Annotated in this window: 23 protein-coding genes; 10 read left to right on the top strand and 13 right to left on the bottom strand. The window is 60.6% G+C overall.

What is annotated here, in order from left to right:
- Positions 1-40 precede the first annotated feature (40 nt).
- Complete coding sequence (locus QTL56_RS10150) at positions 41-373, top strand: hypothetical protein (RefSeq protein ID WP_245135906.1); 333 nt, start codon at positions 41-43, stop codon at positions 371-373.
- Positions 370-561, top strand: a complete 192-nt coding sequence (locus QTL56_RS10145; protein ID WP_245135908.1) for a hypothetical protein — start codon at positions 370-372, stop codon at positions 559-561. Before QTL56_RS10150 ends, QTL56_RS10145 begins: the two co-directional genes overlap by 4 nt.
- A 69-nt stretch (positions 562-630) precedes the next feature.
- Here the strand turns inward: QTL56_RS10145 and QTL56_RS10140 are convergent, their stop codons facing one another.
- Entirely contained in the window at positions 631-795 is a 165-nt protein-coding gene (locus QTL56_RS10140) for a DUF1328 domain-containing protein (RefSeq protein WP_069043330.1), read from the bottom strand.
- 181 nt (positions 796-976) lie between these two features.
- On the opposite strand from QTL56_RS10140, the gene QTL56_RS10135 reads away from it, so the two are divergent.
- A complete protein-coding gene (locus QTL56_RS10135; RefSeq protein ID WP_229574690.1) occupies positions 977-1,186 on the top strand; it encodes a NepR family anti-sigma factor in 210 nt (69 codons plus the stop codon).
- On the top strand, positions 1,183-1,749 hold the full coding sequence (locus tag QTL56_RS10130; protein ID WP_229574689.1) for an RNA polymerase sigma factor: 567 nt from the start codon (positions 1,183-1,185) through the stop codon (positions 1,747-1,749). Before QTL56_RS10135 ends, QTL56_RS10130 begins: the two co-directional genes overlap by 4 nt.
- A gap of 3 nt (positions 1,750-1,752) precedes the next feature.
- Here the strand turns inward: QTL56_RS10130 and QTL56_RS10125 are convergent, their stop codons facing one another.
- The gene (locus QTL56_RS10125; RefSeq protein WP_245136653.1) at positions 1,753-2,301 is read right to left on the bottom strand and encodes a response regulator; all 549 of its coding nucleotides are present in this window, start codon (positions 2,299-2,301) and stop codon (positions 1,753-1,755) included.
- Here QTL56_RS10125 and QTL56_RS10120 point away from each other — a divergent pair.
- Entirely contained in the window at positions 2,237-2,992 is a 756-nt protein-coding gene (locus QTL56_RS10120; RefSeq protein ID WP_245135910.1) for a Crp/Fnr family transcriptional regulator, read from the top strand. The two genes, QTL56_RS10125 and QTL56_RS10120, sit on opposite strands and share 65 nt — an antisense overlap.
- A gap of 75 nt (positions 2,993-3,067) precedes the next feature.
- Here QTL56_RS10120 and QTL56_RS10115 read toward each other — a convergent pair whose 3' ends face one another.
- A complete protein-coding gene (locus QTL56_RS10115; protein WP_148166894.1) occupies positions 3,068-3,232 on the bottom strand; it encodes a DUF1328 domain-containing protein in 165 nt (54 codons plus the stop codon).
- A gap of 256 nt (positions 3,233-3,488) precedes the next feature.
- On the opposite strand from QTL56_RS10115, the gene QTL56_RS10110 reads away from it, so the two are divergent.
- The 3 genes from QTL56_RS10110 to QTL56_RS10100 all read left to right on the top strand — a co-directional run bounded on the left by QTL56_RS10110 (position 3,489) and on the right by QTL56_RS10100 (position 7,426).
- Entirely contained in the window at positions 3,489-5,060 is a 1,572-nt protein-coding gene (locus QTL56_RS10110; protein WP_245136625.1) for a Re/Si-specific NAD(P)(+) transhydrogenase subunit alpha, read from the top strand.
- A gap of 21 nt (positions 5,061-5,081) precedes the next feature.
- Positions 5,082-6,584, top strand: coding sequence for an NAD(P)(+) transhydrogenase (Re/Si-specific) subunit beta (locus QTL56_RS10105; RefSeq protein WP_245135912.1), 1,503 nt, complete (start codon positions 5,082-5,084; stop codon positions 6,582-6,584).
- A 131-nt stretch (positions 6,585-6,715) separates the two neighbouring features.
- Positions 6,716-7,426, top strand: a complete 711-nt coding sequence (locus QTL56_RS10100) for an outer membrane protein (protein ID WP_245135914.1) — start codon at positions 6,716-6,718, stop codon at positions 7,424-7,426.
- 130 nt (positions 7,427-7,556) lie between these two features.
- On the opposite strand, the gene QTL56_RS10095 is transcribed toward QTL56_RS10100, so the two are convergent.
- Positions 7,557-8,399, bottom strand: coding sequence for a fumarylacetoacetate hydrolase family protein (locus QTL56_RS10095; RefSeq protein WP_245135916.1), 843 nt, complete (start codon positions 8,397-8,399; stop codon positions 7,557-7,559).
- Positions 8,400-8,495: 96 nt separating this feature from the next.
- Positions 8,496-9,230 carry an SDR family oxidoreductase gene (locus QTL56_RS10090; RefSeq protein WP_245135918.1) on the bottom strand — a complete coding sequence of 245 codons (735 nt, stop codon included), beginning with the start codon at positions 9,228-9,230 and terminating at the stop codon, positions 8,496-8,498.
- Between the two features lie 150 nt (positions 9,231-9,380).
- Here QTL56_RS10090 and QTL56_RS10085 point away from each other — a divergent pair, with 150 nt between their 5' ends.
- Positions 9,381-10,178 carry an IclR family transcriptional regulator gene (locus QTL56_RS10085; protein WP_229574683.1) on the top strand — a complete coding sequence of 266 codons (798 nt, stop codon included), beginning with the start codon at positions 9,381-9,383 and terminating at the stop codon, positions 10,176-10,178.
- 35 nt (positions 10,179-10,213) lie between these two features.
- Entirely contained in the window at positions 10,214-11,053 is an 840-nt protein-coding gene (locus QTL56_RS10080) for an amidohydrolase family protein (RefSeq protein WP_245135921.1), read from the top strand.
- Here the strand turns inward: QTL56_RS10080 and QTL56_RS10075 are convergent.
- The 8 genes from QTL56_RS10075 to QTL56_RS10040 form a co-directional block, all read right to left on the bottom strand.
- The gene (locus tag QTL56_RS10075; RefSeq protein ID WP_245135923.1) at positions 11,050-11,712 is read right to left on the bottom strand and encodes a TetR/AcrR family transcriptional regulator; all 663 of its coding nucleotides are present in this window, start codon (positions 11,710-11,712) and stop codon (positions 11,050-11,052) included. The genes QTL56_RS10080 and QTL56_RS10075 overlap by 4 nt on opposite strands.
- Positions 11,709-13,406 (bottom strand): amidohydrolase, encoded by a 1,698-nt coding sequence (locus tag QTL56_RS10070; protein ID WP_245135925.1) that lies wholly within the window; start codon positions 13,404-13,406, stop codon positions 11,709-11,711. The genes QTL56_RS10075 and QTL56_RS10070 overlap by 4 nt, the downstream gene beginning before the upstream one ends.
- Positions 13,407-13,413: 7 nt before the next feature.
- The gene (locus QTL56_RS10065) at positions 13,414-15,096 is read right to left on the bottom strand and encodes an amidohydrolase (protein WP_245135926.1); all 1,683 of its coding nucleotides are present in this window, start codon (positions 15,094-15,096) and stop codon (positions 13,414-13,416) included.
- 23 nt (positions 15,097-15,119) lie between these two features.
- Complete coding sequence (locus QTL56_RS10060; protein WP_245136626.1) at positions 15,120-16,301, bottom strand: serine hydrolase domain-containing protein; 1,182 nt, start codon at positions 16,299-16,301, stop codon at positions 15,120-15,122.
- Between the two features lie 70 nt (positions 16,302-16,371).
- Entirely contained in the window at positions 16,372-17,406 is a 1,035-nt protein-coding gene (locus tag QTL56_RS10055; RefSeq protein ID WP_245136627.1) for an extracellular solute-binding protein, read from the bottom strand.
- A 33-nt stretch (positions 17,407-17,439) separates the two neighbouring features.
- On the bottom strand, positions 17,440-18,249 hold the full coding sequence (locus QTL56_RS10050) for an ABC transporter permease (protein WP_245135929.1): 810 nt from the start codon (positions 18,247-18,249) through the stop codon (positions 17,440-17,442).
- The gene (locus tag QTL56_RS10045; protein WP_370660358.1) at positions 18,242-19,156 is read right to left on the bottom strand and encodes an ABC transporter permease; all 915 of its coding nucleotides are present in this window, start codon (positions 19,154-19,156) and stop codon (positions 18,242-18,244) included. The genes QTL56_RS10050 and QTL56_RS10045 overlap by 8 nt, the downstream gene beginning before the upstream one ends.
- Before the next feature lie 11 nt (positions 19,157-19,167).
- Complete coding sequence (locus tag QTL56_RS10040; protein ID WP_245135933.1) at positions 19,168-20,268, bottom strand: ABC transporter ATP-binding protein; 1,101 nt, start codon at positions 20,266-20,268, stop codon at positions 19,168-19,170.
- Positions 20,269-20,695 lie beyond the last annotated feature (427 nt).

Here is a 20,695-nt window from a genome sequence, read left to right as displayed (position 1 = left end):
CGTTAACGTTTAAGTAACACGGAGACCGATGATGAATAGCATGGCTGCCCTACTGGTCATTGTGGCCTGCCATCCCCAAGACACCACTTGTCTGCAGGATCCGGTCGCTGTCATTTCTTACGATACCGATGAAGCTTGCTATCAGGCGCTGCCAATGGAACTTCAGCGCGCGAAGGCCATGGCTGACGTGATCTATGGAGATTGTTTCCCGGTCGCCGCTGATCTCGTTGCGGGGCGCAGCATTCGTCAGACCATCAGTCCCGAAAAACTTGCCGCTCTCGACGGCCCCGCCGCTTCGGGAGGTCAGGCTCAAGCCCAGGCTTTGGCTCTGGTGCCACCCATCCCCGCTGAACGGTATGGAGCAATGCGATGAATTCACCCACTTCGACACCCTCCGAGGCGCCCGGTATCGACGCGCAAAACCGTCATATCGCGCAACAGGCCGGGTTGGATCTGGATCTCGAATCTCAGGTTCCTCCCCGGTATGGCGCGTTTACGGTCACAACGCTCAGTGTCATTCTCGTGCTGTTGTTTGCCGCGCTGATCTGGATCCTCATCTGATTTTGCATTCTCAAATAGAAAGAGGCCGCGCCCTTGGGCACGGCCTCTTTTCATGATCCTCTCTTCCTATCACGCCTGACGGAACAGACGCATGGCGAGCGAGATCAGGAAAAGGATGATGAAGATGCCGAAAAGGATCTTGGCGATGCCGGCGGAAGCGCCTGCGATGCCACCGAAGCCGAGAACACCTGCGATGAGGGCGACTACGAGAAAGACAAGGGCGTAATAAAGCATGTTTGGTTCTCCCTGTTTCGATGTCGGAAGAACGTCGGATCTGAGGCTTTGTTCCATCCTGACCCGGGTTTCGCCAGCCTGAGGGCAAGTGCCGGAATGCGTTCAAAAAACTTCCTCGCCACGGAACCTTCTAGGATTCGAGGCGTTGTCAGGCCATACTGTATCAAACCCGTTGGACCCAATGACAGAACATTCGAAGAAAGCGCCTGTCTCGAACGGCCTGCCTGGACTGGCGGCGTTTCATCCAGGTGTCTCCGCGCAATTGCGCGAATTCTATCAATCGGTAGAGGAGGAGGGGATACCGGACCGGTTTCTCCAGCTTCTCGAGCGGCTGGATATGGCGGAACGCCAGGCCGGTGAAGACAACCGCATCAAGGACACTGCTCGATGACCGTTGGCGATCAGTCGACCGACCACTCGTTCAAGCGCGACCTTCTGGCAGCACTGCCAAATCTTCGCGCCTTTGCCGTTTCTCTGACCGGACGTCATCATGTTGCGGATGATCTGGTGCAGGATACGATCATGAAGGCTTGGGCCAAGCAGGACCATTTCGAGCCGGGCACGAACATGAAGGCTTGGCTGTTCACCATCCTGCGCAACGAATTCTATTCGCAGATGCGCAAGCGCGGCCGTGAAGTGTCCGACACGGACGGTATTTTCACCTCGCAGCTGTCGACGCATCCGCAGCAATATGGGTCGCTCGACTTGCAGGATTTCAAGCGCGCACTCGACCAGCTGCCGAGCGACCAGCGTGAAGCCATCATCCTCGTGGGTGCATCGGGCTTTGCCTATGAGGAAGCTGCCGAAATCTGCGGTTGCGCCGTCGGTACGATCAAGAGCCGTATCAATCGCGCGCGCAACAAGCTGCAGGAAATCCTCGGCGTTAGCGGCGAGGGCGACTATGGCCCCGATTCCCACAGTTCTGCAGTGATCAAGAAGGCGTTTGCAGTCTAGGGATCAGCGATGATGCGCCGCTTCAAAGACCGCCGCAGCCAGTTCTTCGGATTGCGGCGGTTTTGGCACAACTGGATGGGCAGAGACCACTGTGCCCTTGGCCGCCACGTGATCATAGGACGACAAAAAGACCGGTCGGGCGCCGGCATCGATGATGGCGCGCGTTCGCTCAACGTTCTCGGATTCCGCAAGAACGGCTTCCACGATCACCACATCAAACTTTTCTCTGGCCAATGTTTCGCGAAGATGCGCCAATGGGGTTATCGTCACCTCACATGGTACAGTCTCGCCAAGCAACCGCTCCACCTCCATCGCGATCAGATACTGGTTCTCTGCAACGAGAACACGGAGCGGCGCTGGGCTCATAAATTTTCCTTTTGTCAGGGACGCTTTATGAGGTGCCACCTGATCAACGTCATTTAAAAAAGACATGTCGAAGTCCTGTTGTTCCATAAGGAACACACTGGCAGACAAACGAGGTGATCCCATGGCAATCGAACCACGCCAAAATCCGACCAGGGTCAGTTGTTTCGAATGTCCCTTGCGACACATGAGGCGTTTCAGGCCATTCTCCGATTCGGAACTGGAATTTGTCTCGACCTTCAAGCGCGGGGAACTGCTCGCCGATACCGGCACCACCGTGCTCGCCGAAGGCGCGCGAAGCGCCCATCTCTACACGGTGCTGGCTGGGTGGGGGTTCCGCTACAAGATCCTCGAGGACGGGCGTCGGCAGATCCTCAATTATGTCGTGCCGGGAGACATGGTCGGCCTGCAGGGTGCGGTCATGGCGGAGATGCAGCATTCGGTGGAGGCTTTGACGCCGATGACGCTCTGCGTCTTCGAACGAAGCCGGCTGTTTTCCCTGTTCGAGCTTCATCCCGGGCTCAGCTTCGATCTGACGTGGCTTGCAGCGCGTGAAGAATCCATTCTCGACGAACACCTGCTCAGTATCGGCCGTCGTTCGGCACTGGAACGAGCATCCTATCTGCTGGCTTTCCTGTTTGACCGAGGGATGAGCGCCGGCATACTCGGGGACAATCACCGGCATGTTCCGGTGACCCAGATGCACTTTGCCGATACGCTCGGCCTGTCCATCGTGCACACCAACAAAACGCTGAAGAAACTTGCGGATCGGGGACTTATCCGGTGGCGCGATCGTGGTTGTGACGTGCTGGATCCGGCGGGGCTTCAGGATCTCGCCAAATGGAAGCCCGAGGAAGCTCGCGTCAGACCCTTTATCTGAAACAGCGCCTTTCAATATTCAAAAGCCCGCGACGCGGTTGGCGTTGCGGGCTTCCTGCTGTCGATGAAATCGGCGTCACGCGACGATGATCACGCCCGTAAACAGCGCGATGATCATGACGATCAGGACAATGAAAATCAGGATCTTCGCAATGCCGGCGGACGCGCCGGCCACACCGCGAAAGCCGAGAAGGCTCGCGACTGCGGCGATGAGAAGAAGAATGAGGATCCATTGCAGCATGTGTGTCTCCTTGCGTTGTTCCCTCAGACAACAGGAAGCAGATCGAATTGTTCCATGGTTGCCGCCCGAGCCGTTCGTGTGCATCGCAACAAAAATCGTTTAAAGCCGTCGCCTCCTGATCGAAAACCGTCATATGCTTCGCCTGCTGGACTAGACAGGGGGCCTTACTTCTGTTCGTGTCCGCGACCGGAGCGTCCTTCGGCTTTAGACGAGGGACAGTGGTTGAACCCGTTCAAACGGAGTTGGGGAGATGGGATTGAAGATCGGATCGCCAAGGGAAATTTATGCCGGCGAGGCCCGCGTCGCGATGACGCCTGATAGCGCCGTCCAGTTGCAGAAACTCGGCTATGATTGTGTGATCGAGAGCGGCGCCGGAAAGGCGGCGGGCTTTTCGGACGATACCTATCGTACCGCCGGCGTGACCGTGGTGGAGACAGCCGCTGCCCTGTTTGAAACGGCCGACATCATTGCCAAGGTGCGCCCGCCCGAGACTTCGGAGGTCGATCGCCTCAGTCCCGACAAGACGCTGATTTCCTTTTTCTATCCGGCCCAGAATTCGGCTCTGCTCGAGCAGGCCAAGGACAAGGGTGCGACCGTCGTCGCCATGGACATGGTGCCGCGCATTTCGCGCGCCCAGAAGATGGACGCGCTTTCGTCGATGGCAAACATCGCCGGCTACCGCGCCGTGATCGAGGCGGGCAACAATTTCGGCCGCTTCTTCACCGGCCAGGTGACGGCTGCTGGCAAGGTGCCGCCGGCCAAGGTTCTGGTGATCGGTGCGGGCGTTGCCGGTCTTGCCGCCATCGGGACGGCAACCTCGCTCGGTGCCATCACCTATGCCTTCGACGTTCGTCCTGAAGTCGCCGAGCAGATCGAGAGCATGGGGGCGCAGTTCGTCTATCTCGAATTCGAAGCTGCCCAGGATGGGGCCGCAACGGGAGGGTATGCCGCTCCGTCCTCGCCGGAGTTCCGGGAAAAGCAGCTCGCAAAGTTCCGCGAACTGGCGCCCGAAATCGATATCGTCATCACCACGGCGCTGATCCCCGGTCGTGATGCGCCGAAGCTCTGGCTCGCAGATATGGTTGCCGCGATGAAGCCGGGCTCCGTTGTCATCGACCTTGCCGCCGAGCGCGGCGGCAACTGCGACCTCACCGTTGCCGACCAGAAAATCGTCTCCGACAATGGCGTGACCATCGTCGGTTATACCGACTTCCCAAGCCGCATGGCCGCACAGGCATCTACGCTCTATTCGACCAATATTCGCCACATGATGACGGATCTGACGCCCGGCAAGGACGGTGTGCCGGTCCACAATATGGAAGACGACGTCATCCGTGGGGCGACCGTCACCAAGGATGGTGGAATTACTTACCCGCCGCCGCCACCGAAGATCCAGGCGATCGCAGCTGCCAAGCCGAAGGAAAAGGTGAAGGAACTCACGCCTGACGAGAAGCGGGCGCTGGAAAGTGCCGCCTTCAAAATGCAGACCCGCAACCAGGTGGCGATGCTCGCCGGCGGTGGCGCGCTGATCCTGCTTGCCGGTCTTTTTGCACCTGCCAGCTTCATGAGCCATTTCATCGTCTTCGTGCTCGCCTGTTTCGTCGGATTCCAGGTCATCTGGAATGTCAGCCATTCGCTCCACACGCCGCTCATGGCGATCACCAATGCCATTTCCTCGATCATCATCCTCGGCGCCCTCATGCAGATCGGATCGGGGAACCTCCTGGTGATCATCCTCGCGGCGCTGTCGATCCTGATGGCCGGCATCAACATCTTCGGTGGCTTCATGGTGACGCGGCGCATGCTCGCCATGTTCCAGAAGTCTTGAGTTAGGGGAGGGGACACACACATGGAATATGGATTCACCACAGCGGCCTATGTCGTCGCAGCCGTTCTCTTCATCCTGTCGCTCGGCGGGCTCTCGGGTCAGGAAAGCGCCAAGCGCGCCGTCTGGTACGGCATCGTCGGCATGGGGCTCGCGGTCGTTGCGACCCTTCTCGGTCCCGGTGCCGGCAACTGGTTCATCTCTGTCCTCATGATCGCCATTGGCGGCGGGATCGGATGGGTCGTCGCCCAGCGGGTCCAGATGACCGAAATGCCGCAGCTCGTCGCTGCCATGCACTCTCTGGTCGGTCTGGCCGCCGTCTTCATCGGCTTCAATGCCGAGATCGAGATGTGGCGCATCGCCAGTGCGCTCACCGAAGCCGGCATCGCGTTTTGCGATCCCGCCGTCAATGCGGTTGCCTGTGCCATGCAGGCCGGGCACACCGAGCTTTTCAAGGACTTCACCGGGTTCGCCTTGAAAATCGCCGAGAAGACGGGGCCTGAAATCGCCGTCCTCAAGATCGAGGTTTTCCTCGGCGTCTTCATCGGTGCGGTCACCTTCACCGGATCGGTCGTCGCCTATGGCAAGCTCGCCGGCAAGGTCGACGGCAAGGCGAAGAAGCTGCCGGGCGGTCATATGCTGAATGCCGGTGCCGCCCTCGGCTCCCTGATCCTGCTGGTGCTCTACTTTAATGGCGCCGGCAGCTGGACGCTGATCCTGATGACGCTTCTGGCGCTCTTCATCGGCTACCATCTGATCATGGGTATCGGCGGCGCCGACATGCCGGTCGTCGTTTCCATGCTCAACAGCTATTCCGGCTGGGCGGCGGCGGCCATCGGCTTTTCGCTGTCGAACGACCTTCTGATTGTTGTCGGCGCGCTGGTGGGTTCGTCGGGTGCGATCCTTTCCTACATCATGTGCAAGGCGATGAACCGCAGTTTCATCTCGGTCATTCTCGGCGGCTTCGGCGGCACGACGGGACCGCAGATGGAGGTGACGGGCGAGCAGATCGCGATCGATGGCGATGGTGTCGCCAATGCACTCAACGACGCGGACTCGGTGATCATTATCCCGGGCTACGGCATGGCGGTGGCGCAGGCGCAGCAGTCGGTGTCGGAACTGACCCGCAAGCTGCGGGCCTCCGGCAAGACCGTGCGCTTTGCGATCCATCCGGTCGCGGGTCGTCTGCCGGGTCACATGAACGTGCTGCTTGCGGAAGCGAAGGTGCCCTACGACATCGTTCTGGAAATGGACGAAATCAACGAGGACTTCCCCGAGACGGATGTCGCGATCGTCATCGGCTCGAACGACATCGTCAATCCGGCTGCCCAGGAAGATCCAAACTCACCCATCGCCGGCATGCCGGTCCTGGAAGTCTGGAAGGCCAAGCAGGTCTTCGTTTCCAAGCGCGGCCAGGGCACCGGCTACTCCGGCATTGAGAACCCACTGTTCTACAAGGAGAATACGCGGATGTTCTACGGCGACGCGAAAAAGTCGATCGACAGCATCCTGCCGTTGATCAAGTAAGCTTCGGATCAGTTCTGCTCTTTAAAGCCGGGTGGTAGTGCCCGGCTTTTTTTCTTGCAAAGGTTGCTGACGAAACCGGGCGTTAACCATGTGTCGCTTAACTGGTGGCGAGTGTGACCGCAGGAGTTTTCGTGAGCACCAAATTCATTTTTGCTAGTCTTTCCGTCGGCTTAATTGCCACGACTGCGACATCCGCCGATCTCGGTTCGGTTGATGCGCCCCGGCCGCTCCCGCCACAAGGTGCGGTTGCCGATATCATTCACGACTGGAGCGGCGGCTATGTTGGCGTCGTCGGTGGCGGCGCGGTCGGCGAAGTGGAAACACAGACCGGATCCGGCACGCTCTTTTCCGAGACCCCGTTGCGCGGCGGCCTTGTCGGCGTGACCGCAGGCTACAACGTCCAGAGCGGCAACATGGTCTACGGCGTCGAAGCGGATGTTTCCTGGGCCAAGGTCCAAGGTGACAAGGCATGTGCGGGTTTCCCGTCGCAGACGTGCCGCTACGAGCTTGGCTGGCAGGGCACCGCGCGTGCGCGCGTCGGCGTCGCCATGGACCGGACGCTGTTCTACGTGACGGGCGGTCTTGCCGTCGCCGAGGGCAATGGTGGCGTCGACCCGATCGTCGGTGCGATCGAGGGCGAAGACCAGCAGACATATTTCGGTTATGTCGCCGGCGTTGGTGCGGAATATGCGATGACCGACGCGCTGAGCTTCAAGGCCGAGTATCTCTACACCGATTATGCCAAGCGTACGTCGCCTCTGGGCACGGTCAGCCCGTTGGACAGCTACGAGTCGGACCCGTCGAGCCATCTGATCCGGGTGGGCGTGAACTACAGATTCTGATCCGCGCTCAGGTGTGTGGCAAGTCAGGACCGCAACAGAAGCCGGGTGGTGACGCCCGGCTTTTTCTGTGTTCGGCCCAGAAACGCAAGACCCCGCCAAATGGGCGGGGTCCGGTGATCACGTTCGGGGTTCAGACATCCGCCTTGAACGTCTGCTTCTGCGTGCCGAGCCCCTCGATGCCGAGTTCGACCACGTCGCCGGCCTTGAGGAACTGCGGCGGCTTCATGCCGAGGCCGACGCCCGGAGGGGTGCCGGTGGAGATGACGTCGCCGGGATGCAGGCTCATGAACTGGCTGAGGTAGGAGACGAGGTGGGCGACGCCGTAGACCATGGTCTTCGACGAGCCGTCCTGCATCATCTTGCCATTGACCGAGAGCCACATCTTGAGGTTCTGCGGATCGGAAATTTCGTCCTTGGTGACGAGCCAGGGGCCGATCGGGCCGAAGGTGTCGCAGGACTTGCCCTTGGTCCACTGTCCGGCGCGCTCGGTCTGGAAAGCCCGTTCGGAAACGTCGTGGGAGACGCAATAGCCGGCGACGTAATCCATGGCATCGGCTTCCGAGACATATTTTGCCGTCTTGCCGATGACGACGCCGAGTTCGACTTCCCAGTCGGTCTTTTCCGAGCCGCGCGGGATCAGCACGTCGTCATCCGGACCGCAAATGGCCGAGGTCGCCTTCATGAAGATGACCGGCTCCGGCGGCACGGCAGCGCCGGTTTCTGCCGCGTGGTCGGAATAGTTCAGCCCGATGCAGATGAACTTGCCGGTGCCGGCGACACAGGCGCCGATGCGGTCGGCGGCAATTTCCGGCAGGGAAGCCGGATCGATCGCGGCGATCTTTGCCAGGCCTTCCGGTGAGATGGTATGACCGCCGATATCGGCGACATGGGCGGAGAGGTCACGGATCTTGCCTTCCTTGTCGAGGATGGCCGGCTTTTCCTGGCCAAGCGGGCCGACGCGCATGAGTTTCATGGTCTTTTTCCTTTCCGAAAGTCGCGGCCCAGCCGCTCAGTGTCTTTTGTTCGCAATACCGGGCGGAAAACCGCTTCACACTTTTCCTGGCATTGTTCAGATGGTCCAGCCGCCGTCGATGGCGAAGGCCTGACCGGAGGTATAGGTGGCGCCGGCGATGTAGACGGCGAGGTCGGCGATTTCTTCCGGGGTGCCAAGCCGCCCCATGGGCTGGCGGGCGATGAAGGCGGCACGGGCGGCGTCATAATCGCCTTGGGCGCGCATGCGGTCCTGAAGCGACGGGCTTTCGACGGTGCCCGGGCAGATGGCGTTGCAGCGAATGCCTTGCGTCACGTAGTCGGCGGCGACCGACTTGGTCAAGCCGATGACGGCGGCCTTGGTGACGGTGTAGGCGAAGCGGTTCGGCACACCCTTGATCGAACTCGCCACCGAAGACATGTTGATGATCGATCCATCGCCACGTTCGAGCATGGCTGGCAGCACTGCCCTGATGGTGCGGATCATGGCACGGACGTTGAGGTCGATGGCGAAGTCGAGATCCTTGTCGGCCATGTCTAGCACAGTCCCGCCGTGGACCACGCCGGCGCAGTTGAACAGTATGTCGAAGGGACCGCTTTGCGAGACGAGAGCCTTGACCCCATCGTCATCCAGGACGTCAAGCCGGTGCGTCGTGATACCGGTTTCACCGGCGAGGCTTGCCAACGCATCCATGTTGATATCGGTCGCGACCACTGTTGCTCCGGCGCGCGCGAAGGCGAGCGCGCTCGCGCGCCCGATGCCCTGGCCGGCTGCTGTCACCAGCACATGCTTGTTATCAAGGGGTAGGTTCATCCTCTTGGCTCCTCCAGCCGATCCACTGTCTTCCCTCCCGCGTCAAACGACCCCTTGCATATTCGATCTCTCGATGCGAGCATCATTCATATGCAAAACATTTATTCATGAACGTCAAGGCCAGTCGCCAGACTTCAAGGAGAGAAATGCGTGAATGACCTGGATCGGGATCGCTACCGAGCGCCGGCACTGGACAAGGGGCTCGACATTCTCGAGCTGCTCGCGGGCGTCGATGGGGGATTGAGCCAGGCGGAAATTGCCAAGCGGCTCGAGCGCAGCCCGAATGAATTCTACCGCATGCTCGACCGCTTGGTGCGGCGCGGCTACGTCGCGCGGCTGGAGGGCGACCGCTACTTGTTGACGCTCAAGCTCTTCGGCCTAGCGCAGATGCATGCGCCGACGCGGCGGCTTGCCTCCTTCGCCACGCCCCTGATGCGCAAGCTTGGAGAAACAACCCAGCAGGCAAACCATATCGTGGTCTATGACCGGGGCCATCCCGTTGTCATTGCCCAGCAGGAGGCCCCAGGTTACTGGGGTATCTCGATCCGTGTCGGTTCGCGTATGGGGCTGTTCGATACCGGATCCGGCCACGTGCTGCTCGCCTTCCGCAGTCCGGAGCTGCGGGCGATGATGGTTGCCGAACATGTCGGAAGCGGCGGACCGGAGGGACGGATGACGGAAACCTTCGAGGCGCGGCTGGAGCAGATCCGCCAGCGCGGCTACGAGATGATGCCGAGCGCCCAGACGGCGGGTGTCATCAACCTTTCTGCGCCGATCGTCAGCGCCGACGGCACTGCGATTGCTGCACTGACGGTTCCCTATATCACGCTGATCAACACGCCGGGTGCCGCTGACATCGACACCACCATTCTCAGCCTTTGCGAGACGGCAAAACGTCTGTCCGATCTTGCCGGGGCAGGTATCGTCAGTGATGCCTTGCCGGATTGACGGATCCGCTGAAACGGCCTTCGGAGGGGCCAGACATGATCATCGATACCCATCTACATCTCATCTACCGTGATCGCCTGTCCTATCCCTGGTTGCAGGACGTGCCGCCGCTGGATGCCGATTTCACCTATGAACGCTACATCAGCGAAGCAGCGCGGCTCGGGATTTCCTCAGTGCTGCACATGGAAGTGGATGTCAGGCCCGATGATATTCCAGCCGAAACCAGGATGGTCGAGGACCTGTCGCGTGAGCCGGGCAGTTTGCTGCGTGGCGTGATTGCATCCTGTCGGCCGGAAGACCCGGGCTTTGCTTCCTATCTTGAGACGCAGCAGGCCAATCCCTTCGTCAAGGGTTTTCGCCGCGTGCTGCATGTGGTGCCCGACGATGTCTCGGAGGGGGCGCTGTTCCGGGAGAACATCAAGCGGCTTTCCGGGACGAGCCTCACCTTCGACCTTTGCATGCTGCCGCACCAGATCGACAAGGCAAACGCGCTGATCGATCTTGCTCCTGATGTCACCTTCGTTCTCGACCACTGCGGCGTGCCCGACATCAAGGGCCATGGTTACGATGTCTGGAAGACGGGGATCACGGAGATTGCGAAACGGGACAATGTTCTGGTGAAGATTTCCGGTATCCCGGCCTATGGCGATCTCGACAACTGGACACTCGAAGACCTCAAGCCGTATTTCGAGCACACGATCAGCGCCTTTGGTTTCGGCCGGGCGATCTGGGGTTCGGACTGGCCGGTCTGCACGCTTGGCGGCGGGCTTTCAACCTGGGTCGCGACGACGCAAGCGCTGTTGCACGGCTGCACGGTGGAAGAGAAGAACAGGCTTTTCTCCGGCAATGCCAGGCAGCTCTGGCAGCTCGGCTAGCGCGCCTTGTCGCGTTCGACCAACAGACGGCGGAGGTAGCCGCGCATCGCCGTGATCAGGGCCTCGATGTCATCGTTCGAGGCAGAGAGGTCCTGCAATGCGTAACTTTGCAGAATGATGCCGTCGATGCCGATCAGCATCTGGCGGGCGACGGCTCTGCCGATCCGGCGCAGGTCCTCATCCCGGTCATCGACGAAGACGAGGTGCCCGTAGAAGTCGATATAGGCGTTGTACTGGCGGGCTGCGAGCCATTCCGAGCCCTTGGTGCGCAGCGCGTAGAGGGTCAGTTCCGTCTGGGAGATCTGCTTGTTGCGGGTGCGCTGGATATAGCGCCAGCTGGCGCGGATCAGAGCCTCAACGCGGTCCTCGGGCGCTTCGGGCAGTGCGACGTCCTGGCGATAGGTGACCTCCATGTCCGCGATCAGATCTTCGAGCACAGCGAGCAAGAGGCTTTCCTTGCTGTCGAAGTAGTAGTGGAGCGTTGCGAGCTTCACCCCGGCCGAGGCGGCGATGCGGCGTGTGGTGAGCGCTTCCATTCCACCCTGTTCCAGAGCCTCGCGCGCACCCTTGATGATCCTGTTGCGCGTTTCGACGCCCTTGCGCGTGGCGCCGGTTAAGGCAGTTTTTGTCCGTGTTTTCGGTTTTGTTTCGCCCATCATGCCGACTGTGTCTTGTGTGTGATCCTGCCATCGCAGATCGTCAGAGCCACCTTGAGGTTTGCAATCTCCTCGCTGGCCACGGTTGCGATATCACCGGTCAAGACGACGATATCCGCGTAATATCCCGGCTTCAGCATGCCCTTCCGGTCTTCCATGAACTCGACCCAGGCGCTCGTCTTCGTGTAGGCGGCGAGTGTTTGGTCAAGGCTCAGTCGGTGGTCCGGCATGTCGTCGTCCCAAAGTCTGCGTGTCATCGCATCGCGGATGCAATGAAGCGGTGGTAGCGGCGAGACGGGCCAATCCGTGGCGAAGACGATTTTCGCGCCAGCATCGACCAGTGTCTTCCAGGCGAAAGCATAAGGCCAACGTCCGCGACCGATAAAGGTGAGATAGGGTTCGAGCGGTAGGCCGGCGGATCCGGGAGGATGGGTCGGCTGCATCGAGGCGACGGTGCCGGTCGTCGCAAAGCGCGCGATATCGTCGGGATGAACGACCTCGATATGTTCGATACGGTTGCGGTTGTCGCGTGGGCCATTGGCGTCAATCGAGGCCTGATAGCCATCGAGGACCAAACGCACAGCTCCGTCCCCGATGGCGTGAACCGCAATGGGCAGGCCGAGGCGGTTCGCCTCAACGGCCACCTGGCCGAAATGTTCGGCGGAGAAGAGCGGTTCGCCTTTCCAGCCTGGCTTGTGCGCATAGTCGTCGACAAAGGCGGCAGTCTCGCCTTCCGTCACGCCGTCCATGAACAGCTTCACGAAGTTGCAGCGCAGCTTGTCGCTGTCGAAGCGCGCTCGCCAGGCAACCGCCTTGTCGGTGAGGTCGGAGAGCGGCATGAAATTCTTCATGTGAAAGGGCATGCGCACGCGCACCGGCAGGCCGTCGGTCTTGTCGATCTCCTCCAGCATTTCCAGCTGGTAGAGATTGCCGTCCATGTTCTGGAACGAGGTGATGCCGAGCGAGGCGCAGTAGGAAAGCCCATTCTTCAGGATTGCGATGTCGCGCGCGCGTTCTGCCGCCGTCACCGCTTCCGGCTCTCCGCCCGTGCCGACGCCCAACCCCTCGCGGCCACCCGTCACGCTCATCGACGCGACGGGTCGCATGGCATTGGTTTCACGCAGTTCGCCGTTTGCCAGTCCGTCTTCGCCCATGACGATCTCGTTGCCGACGCCGACATCGCGTCCTTCAAGGATACCGGCCATGTGCAAGGCAATGGTGTTTGCCCAACCAGTGTGGCGGTCCGGCGCGACCAGCAGCAGCGGACGGTCGGAGATGATGCGGTCGAGATGATGGCGGGTGACGCGCTCTTCTTCGGAGAGGATGGTGTAGTCGGTCGATTGGCCGACAAGCAAAGGCAGATGCGGATTGGCGGCGGCATAGGCGGTCACAGCTTGAGACAGCGCATCGAACCCTTTGACGCCGAAGAGCGAGAGCTCACCCAACGCCACCGAGCCGCCGAAAATGTGCATATGCGCTTCGTTGAAGCCGGGCATGACCGTGCCGCCTCGGGCGTCGATATGGCGCGTCGAAGGACCGGCCAGCGAAGAGATCTCGGCATTGCTGCCAACAGCCAGGATGCGGTTGCCGGAGACTGCCACGGCTTCGGCGACCTCCTGGCTGTCGTCCATGGTGCGGACCCGGCCGTTGAGGATGACCATGTCGGCAATCGCGGTCATCGGTGTCCTTTCGGTCATGTTGCGCTCAGGCCTGCTGTTGCGCCTGATAGGTGATCTTGCCGTCGCAGATGGTGACGGCGGCGCGCACCGTATCCATGATCGCATCCGGTGCCACGGCTTCGATATCGGTGTTGAGAATGACGATATCGGCGAGGAAACCTGGTTTCAGGCGACCCTTGCGATCTTCCATGAACTCGACCCAGGCCCCGATCGCCGTATAGGCCTCCAGCGATTCCTGCAGGGTGAAGCGTTCGTCGGGGAGGCCGTCCTTCCATGGCTTGCGGGTCATGGCGTCCTGAATGCACTGGAAGGGTGAGACCGGGGAGACGGGCCAGTCCGAGGCGAAGACGACCGTTGCACCGGCATTCTTCATCGTGCGCCAGGCATAGGCATATTCCCAGCGATCCTCGCCGATCTTGTCGATCGTCGGCTCGGCCGGGAAACAGGTGCCGCCGGGATAATGCACGGGTTGCATGGACGCGACGACCCCGAGGCTGGCGAAGCGGGAGATATCGTCGGGGTGGATTACCTCGATATGCTCGATGCGGTGGCGATTGTCCTTCGGGCCGTTCGCCTTCACGGCGGCTTCGTAGCCGTCGAGCGTCTGGCGGATCGCGGCGCTGCCGATGGCATGGACGGCCACCTGCAGGCCGAGCGCGTCGGCTTTGGTCGCAATCGCGTTGAAGGCTTCCGGCGTAAACAGCGGCTCATAGGTGTAGCCGGGACGGTCGCCATAGCCGTCGAGCATGTAGGCGGTCTGGCTGTCGATGACGCCGTCCATGAAGACCTTGACGAAATCGCCGCGGAGCATGTCGGTTGAAAATTCCGCCTTCCAGCTTGCGGCCTTGTCGAGGTCCTCAAGTGCCATGAAATTCTTCATGTGATAGGGGATACGGATGCGGCAGGAAAGTTCGCCGGCCAGTTCCAGATCGCGCATCAGGCGCAGCTGATAGTGATTGCCGTCGAAATTCTGGATCGAAGTGACGCCCCAGGAGGCGCAGTAGTCGAGGCCGGCTTTCAGGATCGCGCGGTCGAGCGCGAACTGCTCCGGCGTGACATTCTCGGGGTCCATGCCGGTTACCATGCCGAGTTCTTCGCGGCCGCCGGTGGAAGCGAGCGCCGAGACCGGGCCGAAGGCATTGCCCTCCCGCAATTCGCCGTTTGCCAGGCCATCCGCGCCCATGACGATCTCGTTGCCGACACCGACATCCTTGCCCTCCAGTATGCCGGCCTTCTTCAGTGCGGCCGTGTTGGCCCAGGCGGTGTGATGGTCGGGCGCGAACATCATGAAGGGGCGGTCGGGGAGGATGGCGTCGAGGTGGTGGCGGGTGCAGGGCTCGGTCAACGAGATGATCGAGTAATCTGCGGAAAATCCCATCAGAAGCGGCTCCTGCGGGTTCTTCTCCGCATAGGCGAGGATCGCGGATTTCAGCGCCTCGAAGCCCTGGATGCCATGCAGGTTCAATTGTCTGAGCGAGACGGAGCCTGGGAAAATATGCATATGGGCTTCGTTGAAGCCCGGCATGACAGTGGCGCCTTGCGCGTCAAGCCTGTGGGTGGCGGAGCTAGCCAGGGCTTCGACTTCCGACGCTGTCCCGACCGCAAGAATGCGGTTGCCGGCCACAGCCACGGCTTCGGCCGTCGGGCGATCCGGGTCCATGGTGAGGACGCGGGCATTGGTGATGATCAGTTCAGCGGTCTGGGCCATGGGCATTTCCATTAGGGCCTTCGTCAGAGATCCAGCGCAGAAAGCGCGCGGAAGAAGGCGAAATTGTCGTGTTTCAGTTCGTCGTCGAGCGGATTGGGTTGCGAGGAGAGCTTGACGATCACGGTCTCATGGGAGGGGTCGACATAGAGCCATTGGCCATGGATGCCGATCGCGCAGAAGGCTCCGTCGGTCTCGCCGGACTGGTACCACTGGCTGCGGTAGCGACCATTCGGGAAGAAGTTCGGTTCACCATCCACCCAGGCCTCGTGGTCCCCGGCGGTGAGCATGTCGGTGAGCCAGGTTTCGGGGATGATGCGCCGGCCGTCGACCATGCCGCCATTCCGCAGCATCTCGCCGACGCGGGCGAGGTCGCGAGCGGTGACCGAAATGCCACCGGCGGCCCGTGCGGTGCCTTCGGCATCGACGGTTACGCTGCCGTGGTTCTTCGCGCCGAGCGGCTTCCACAGGCGCTTCGACAGGACGTCGACGTAACGCTCGCCGGTTGCGCGCTCGATCAGGATCCCGAGCAGGTCGGAATTGGGCGAGGCATAGAAATGCGCGCCGCCATGGGCATGAGCGTCCTTTTTCAGCGTCAGCAGGAAGGCCAGCAAGGTTTCATCCGGCCGGGATGGATCGGCCGGGTTCCAGAGCGTTGCGCGGCGATAGCGGGCATAGGCGCCATCGGTGTTGAGATAGGCTTCGTCGAAGGCCAGGCTGACGCGCATGTCGAGCACGTCGCGGATCTTGCAGTCACCATAGGCGGAGCCGGCGGCCTCGGGCAGCAGGCTTGTGACCTCGGCCTGCGGGTCCATCAGCCCGTCGGCTTCGAGTGTCGCAATGACAAGGGCCGTCAGTGACTTGCTGATCGAAAAGACGAGATGGCGCTGGTCGATGCCGGCATGCGGCGCATAGTGTTCTGCGACGATGCGACCCGCCTTCATCAGGACGAAAGCGTCGGTATGGGCATAACCGAGATAGGCACCGACATCCTGCTGTCCGGCCAGACCTTCGCCAAGCTTTTTATGCAGCAAGCCGGACGTGACCGGCGCGCCTTCGGTGGTCTCGGCGGTTGCCTCGATCATGGCGCTCGGAACGACTTCTCCGGCATGGCCGAAGCTGAAGCGGCTGAAAGGGGCCGTGCGCCATGTGGCGAGCGTCACGGCACTTCTCTCAAAACCATAGGTTTCGGCAAACTGGGTCGTCATCCGGGTATGCTCCAGCTGCGGGAGGGCCATCGGCCCTCCCGTTCGTGTCAATTCGATTGTCGGATCGAGGTTACTTCTGAACTTCGGTCCAGATCCTGGTGTAGAGCTGCAGTACTTCGGGTTCGCAGCTCTGCAAGAATTCTCCGGCACTTTCGAATTCCGCCGGTATGACCAGCTCCGGTGCATCCTTCATTTCCGGCAGCATGAACGCTTCCGAACCGGTGATGCCGTTTGCGTATTTTGCAAAATTCGAGATCATCGCCGCGTTTTCCGGGTCCATGATGAAGTTCATGAAGGCCTTGGCGTTGTCGACGTTCTTGGCGTCCTTGAGGATGGCGACGCTGTCCATGAAGACCGGATAGCCTTCCTTCGGATAGCCGAACTTGACGTCCGCATTCTGCAGGCGTGACCGCATGATTGCGCCGTTCCAGTAGTAGACGCCGGCATAGTCGCCCGTGGGCAGCTTGTCGGTGACGCTGTAGTCCATGGCCAGCCACTTGCCCTTGGCTTCAACCAGCTTGTCACGCACCTTGAGCAGCACGTCCTTGTCCGTCGTGCACCAGTCGCCGCCGAAATACTTGATCGTGGCGAAGAGAACGTCGTTCATTTCAGGTGCGACGTTCAGCTTGCCGACCAGCTCTTCCGGCGGATCGAGGAAGATGGCCGAGGTGTTGATGTCGCCACTATAGAACTTGGTGTTGACGCCGATGCCGGTCACGCCCCACTGCCACGGAACGGAATAGTGGCGGCCCGGATCCCAGTGTACGTCGACCCAGCGCGGATCGACATTCTTGAAGTTTTCCATCTGGTCCGGCCGGGCTTCGAGCAGAAGCCCTTCCTTCACCCAGATGGGAATGTAATTGGCCGAGGGCACGACGATGTCGAAGCCGTGGCCGCCGGCGCGAACCTTGGACAGGGCCGTGTCGTTCGAGTCATAGTCGGTGATCGTCACCTTGACGTCGAACTTTTCCTCGAACTTCTTGATCAGTTCCGGGCTGGTATAGTCGCCCCAGTTGTAGATGTTCAGCTCGCCGGCGGCAGAAGCCGCACCTGCGAAACTCAGCACCGAGATGGCGGCTATGGCCGTGGTCGTCGTCCATTTCATAGTCATTCTCCGTTCCTCTCTTTTTGGTTGTCGTTATGCTTGTGGCTTGCGGCGGTTGATAAAGAAGAAGATCACGATCAGGACGGTGGAGGCCGCAAGGAAGATCGTGGCGATGGCATTGATCTCCGGGGTCGTTTCGCGCCTGATCTGGCCGAGCATGTAGGTCGGCAGCGTGTCCTGCCCGCCGGATTTGACGAATTCGGTGATGACGACGTCATCCAGCGAAATGACGAAGGCGAGCATGAAGCCCGCAATGATGGCAGGCCGCAGAAGCGGAAGTGTCACGAAGCGGAAGGCCTGCCACGGCGTGGCGTAAAGGTCGGCGGCCGCGCGCTCCAGCGTCAGGTCCATGCTTTCCAGTCGCGCCCGGATGGGCAGATAGGCGAAGGGGATGCAGAAGGCCGTATGCGCCAGAATCAGATAGCCAAGACCGGAGTAACCGGTCCAGACCTTGATGCGCGAAAACACGATCAGAAGCGCGACCGCGGTAACGATTTCCGGGATCATCAGGGGCTGGTTGATGACGGCATATTTGGCGGTCAGTCCCCGATAGGGCTCGGTGCGCGTGGTTGCAAGGGCCGCCATGGTGGCAGCGACAGTTGCAAGCGCTGCCGCCCAGAGCGCGATGATGATCGAACGCATGGCGGCAGCCTGCACGGCGTCGTTGTCCAGGGCCGATGCGAACCAGCGCAGAGAGAAGCCTCCCCATGTCGACAGCGAGTCATTCGCGTTGAACGCATAGGCGACGAGCGTGGCGATCGGCAGGTAGAGCGCGAAGAAGGTGAAGAGCGCAATCATGCCGAAGCCGGGCTGGGAGCGGATGTCGAAACGACGTTCAGCCATGACGCACCCCCGACCTTGCCGCGTTGCGGACATAGAAGAGCAGGGCAATCATGACGAGCGCCATCAGCGTGATCGACATGGCAGCCCCCAGGGGCCAATTGCGACCGGCACCGAACTGCAGTTCGATCAGGTTGCCGAGCATCAGATTCTTGCCGCCGCCGAGAACGCGCGGGATAACGTAAGCGCCAAGCGACGGAATGAACACCAGGATGGAGCCGGCGATCAGGCCAGGCTTTACCAGAGGAATGACGATCCGCCTGAGCACCTGCAGGCGGTTGGCATAGAGGTCGTATCCGGCCTCGACCAGCCGGAAATCGAGCTTTTCGATCGAGGCATAGAGCGGCAGCACCATCAGCGGCAGATAGACATAGGTCATCCCGAGAAGGGTGGCGGTATCGGTATAGATGATCTGCAGCGGCGTATCGATGATGCCGAGCCAGATCAGCAGATTGTTGAGAATGCCTTCGTTGCGGATCACCTGCTGCATGGCAAAGGTGCGGATCAGGAGGTTTGTCCAGAAGGGAATGGTGATCAGGAAGACCCAGACCTCGCGCGTGCGGGCCGGCCGTGTCGCAATGAAATAGGCGGTGGGGAAGCCGAGGATCAGGGTGAGGATCGTCGTGTAGAGCGACAGCTTGATCGAGCGCCAGAAGATCGCCAGATGCGCGTCGGCAATGCCCCACGTGTCGTCGAAAATGTCGCGTTGCATGAAGACCGAGGTCCAGCCTTCGAGCGAAAAAATGCCGAATTTGACATCCCCATAATCACCCTTCTCCAGGAAGGAGTAGAGGACCATCACGAGGAGCGGACCAAGGGCTGCGACGAAGATGATCGCAAGCGCGGGAAGGCTCAGCAACCAGCGGTTCTTGACGTCGCGTGATCTGGCGCTTTCGGGGGCCGTTTTCATCGCGCTCATGCTCAATCCTTCAGGATCTGCGCGACATCGTCGCTGACCAGGATACCGACGGATTGGCCTTCGGTCCGGCCGCAACTGCCACTTCGACTGTTCTGCTGGCGGACGGTGAAGAGCGATCCGCCTTCGAGCTGCACAGTGATGTTCGTGTCCGTTCCCAGATAGACGACGTTTTCGATGACGCCTTTCAATGTGGCCTCATCCGTCGGATCAACGATTTCAGCGTGCTCCGGCCGGATGACGATGGTCACCTTGTCTTTCGGCGTGGTGCCTTCGGGAAAAGTCGCGGGGATTTCTCGTCCGGAGCGCAGACGAACGCTTGCCCGGTCGCCTGTGACCGAGGCAACCTCGACCTCTAGGAAATTCGACTCGCCGATAAAGTCGGCGACGAAGCGTTCGGCCGGACGATCATAGATGTCCCAGGGGGAACCCACCTGGCGCAGACTGCCCGCCGACATGACCGCGATGCGGTCCGACATGGTCAGCGCCTCTTCCTGGTCATGGGTGACAAAAATGAAGGTGATCCCGGTCTCGGCCTGGACCCGCTTCAATTCGATCTGCATTTCCTTCCGAAGTTTGTAATCCAGCGCCGACAGGGGTTCGTCCAGCAACAGGACCTTCGGCTTCGGGGCCAATGCGCGGGCGAGCGCCACACGCTGCTGCTGGCCACCGGAGATCTGGCTCACCTGCCGGTCGCGCATCTCGGTCATGTGTACGAGGTCGAGCATCTCGGCGACCCGCGCCTCGACCTCGGCCTTGGGATTGCCGAGCATCTTCAGGCCGAAGCCGATATTGTCGGCAACCGTCATGTGCGGGAAAAGCGCGTAGGACTGGAAGACGGTGTTGACCGGCCGCTTGAAGGGGGGAAGGGGCGCGATATCCTCGCCGTGGAGGAGGATTCCGCCCGTCGTGGGGAAATCGAAGCCGGCGATCAAGCGCAGAAGAGTCGTCTTTCCGCAACCGGACGGGCCGAGCAGCGTGAAGAACTCGTTTTCCCTGATGTCGAGGAAGATCCCGTCGAGTGCAGTGACCTTGTCGTGTCCGGTTCCGTAGATGCGGCTGACGCCGCGGATTTCGATGGCTGCCTTGTCAGATGCGGAACTCAAGCTGTGCCCCCTGGCGTTCGGATTGTGCGCGATAGGCTTCGTTCGCCCCAGGGCCCGGCAAAAGGCTGCCGTTCCAGGGGTGGCGCAGGTGGTATCACGCAAGTGGCGTGCCAGCTTTCGGGCATGCTGATCTCTCCCTTTTGACGGAGCCCACAATGCTGTCTCCTGAGGGACAACTGCCGGCTTTCGCCTGATTTCGTCGATGTTCCCGTATTTCGGTCATGCGGTTCGACGAGACCCGCATCACCTTCTTTTGGGGCATGTTGCCTCTAATTTGGTCGTTTGACCATTTTTATTTTGGCCGGTCTGGAAGATTTTCCGATCTGCATGGCAGGGGTGCATGGAGCGCTCGGCCCGAAGCTTGACACGGCCGCATTGGCAAGCCCATCGTCTCGAACTGCCCGATCTGCTCGTCCCTTTTAACGGA

Source organism: Peteryoungia algae, from assembly GCF_030369675.1.
GTDB classification, from domain to species: Bacteria; Pseudomonadota; Alphaproteobacteria; order Rhizobiales; family Rhizobiaceae; genus Allorhizobium; species Allorhizobium algae.
Note: the sequence above shows the minus strand (reverse complement) of the source record. Positions and strands in the feature narration are given on the sequence as shown.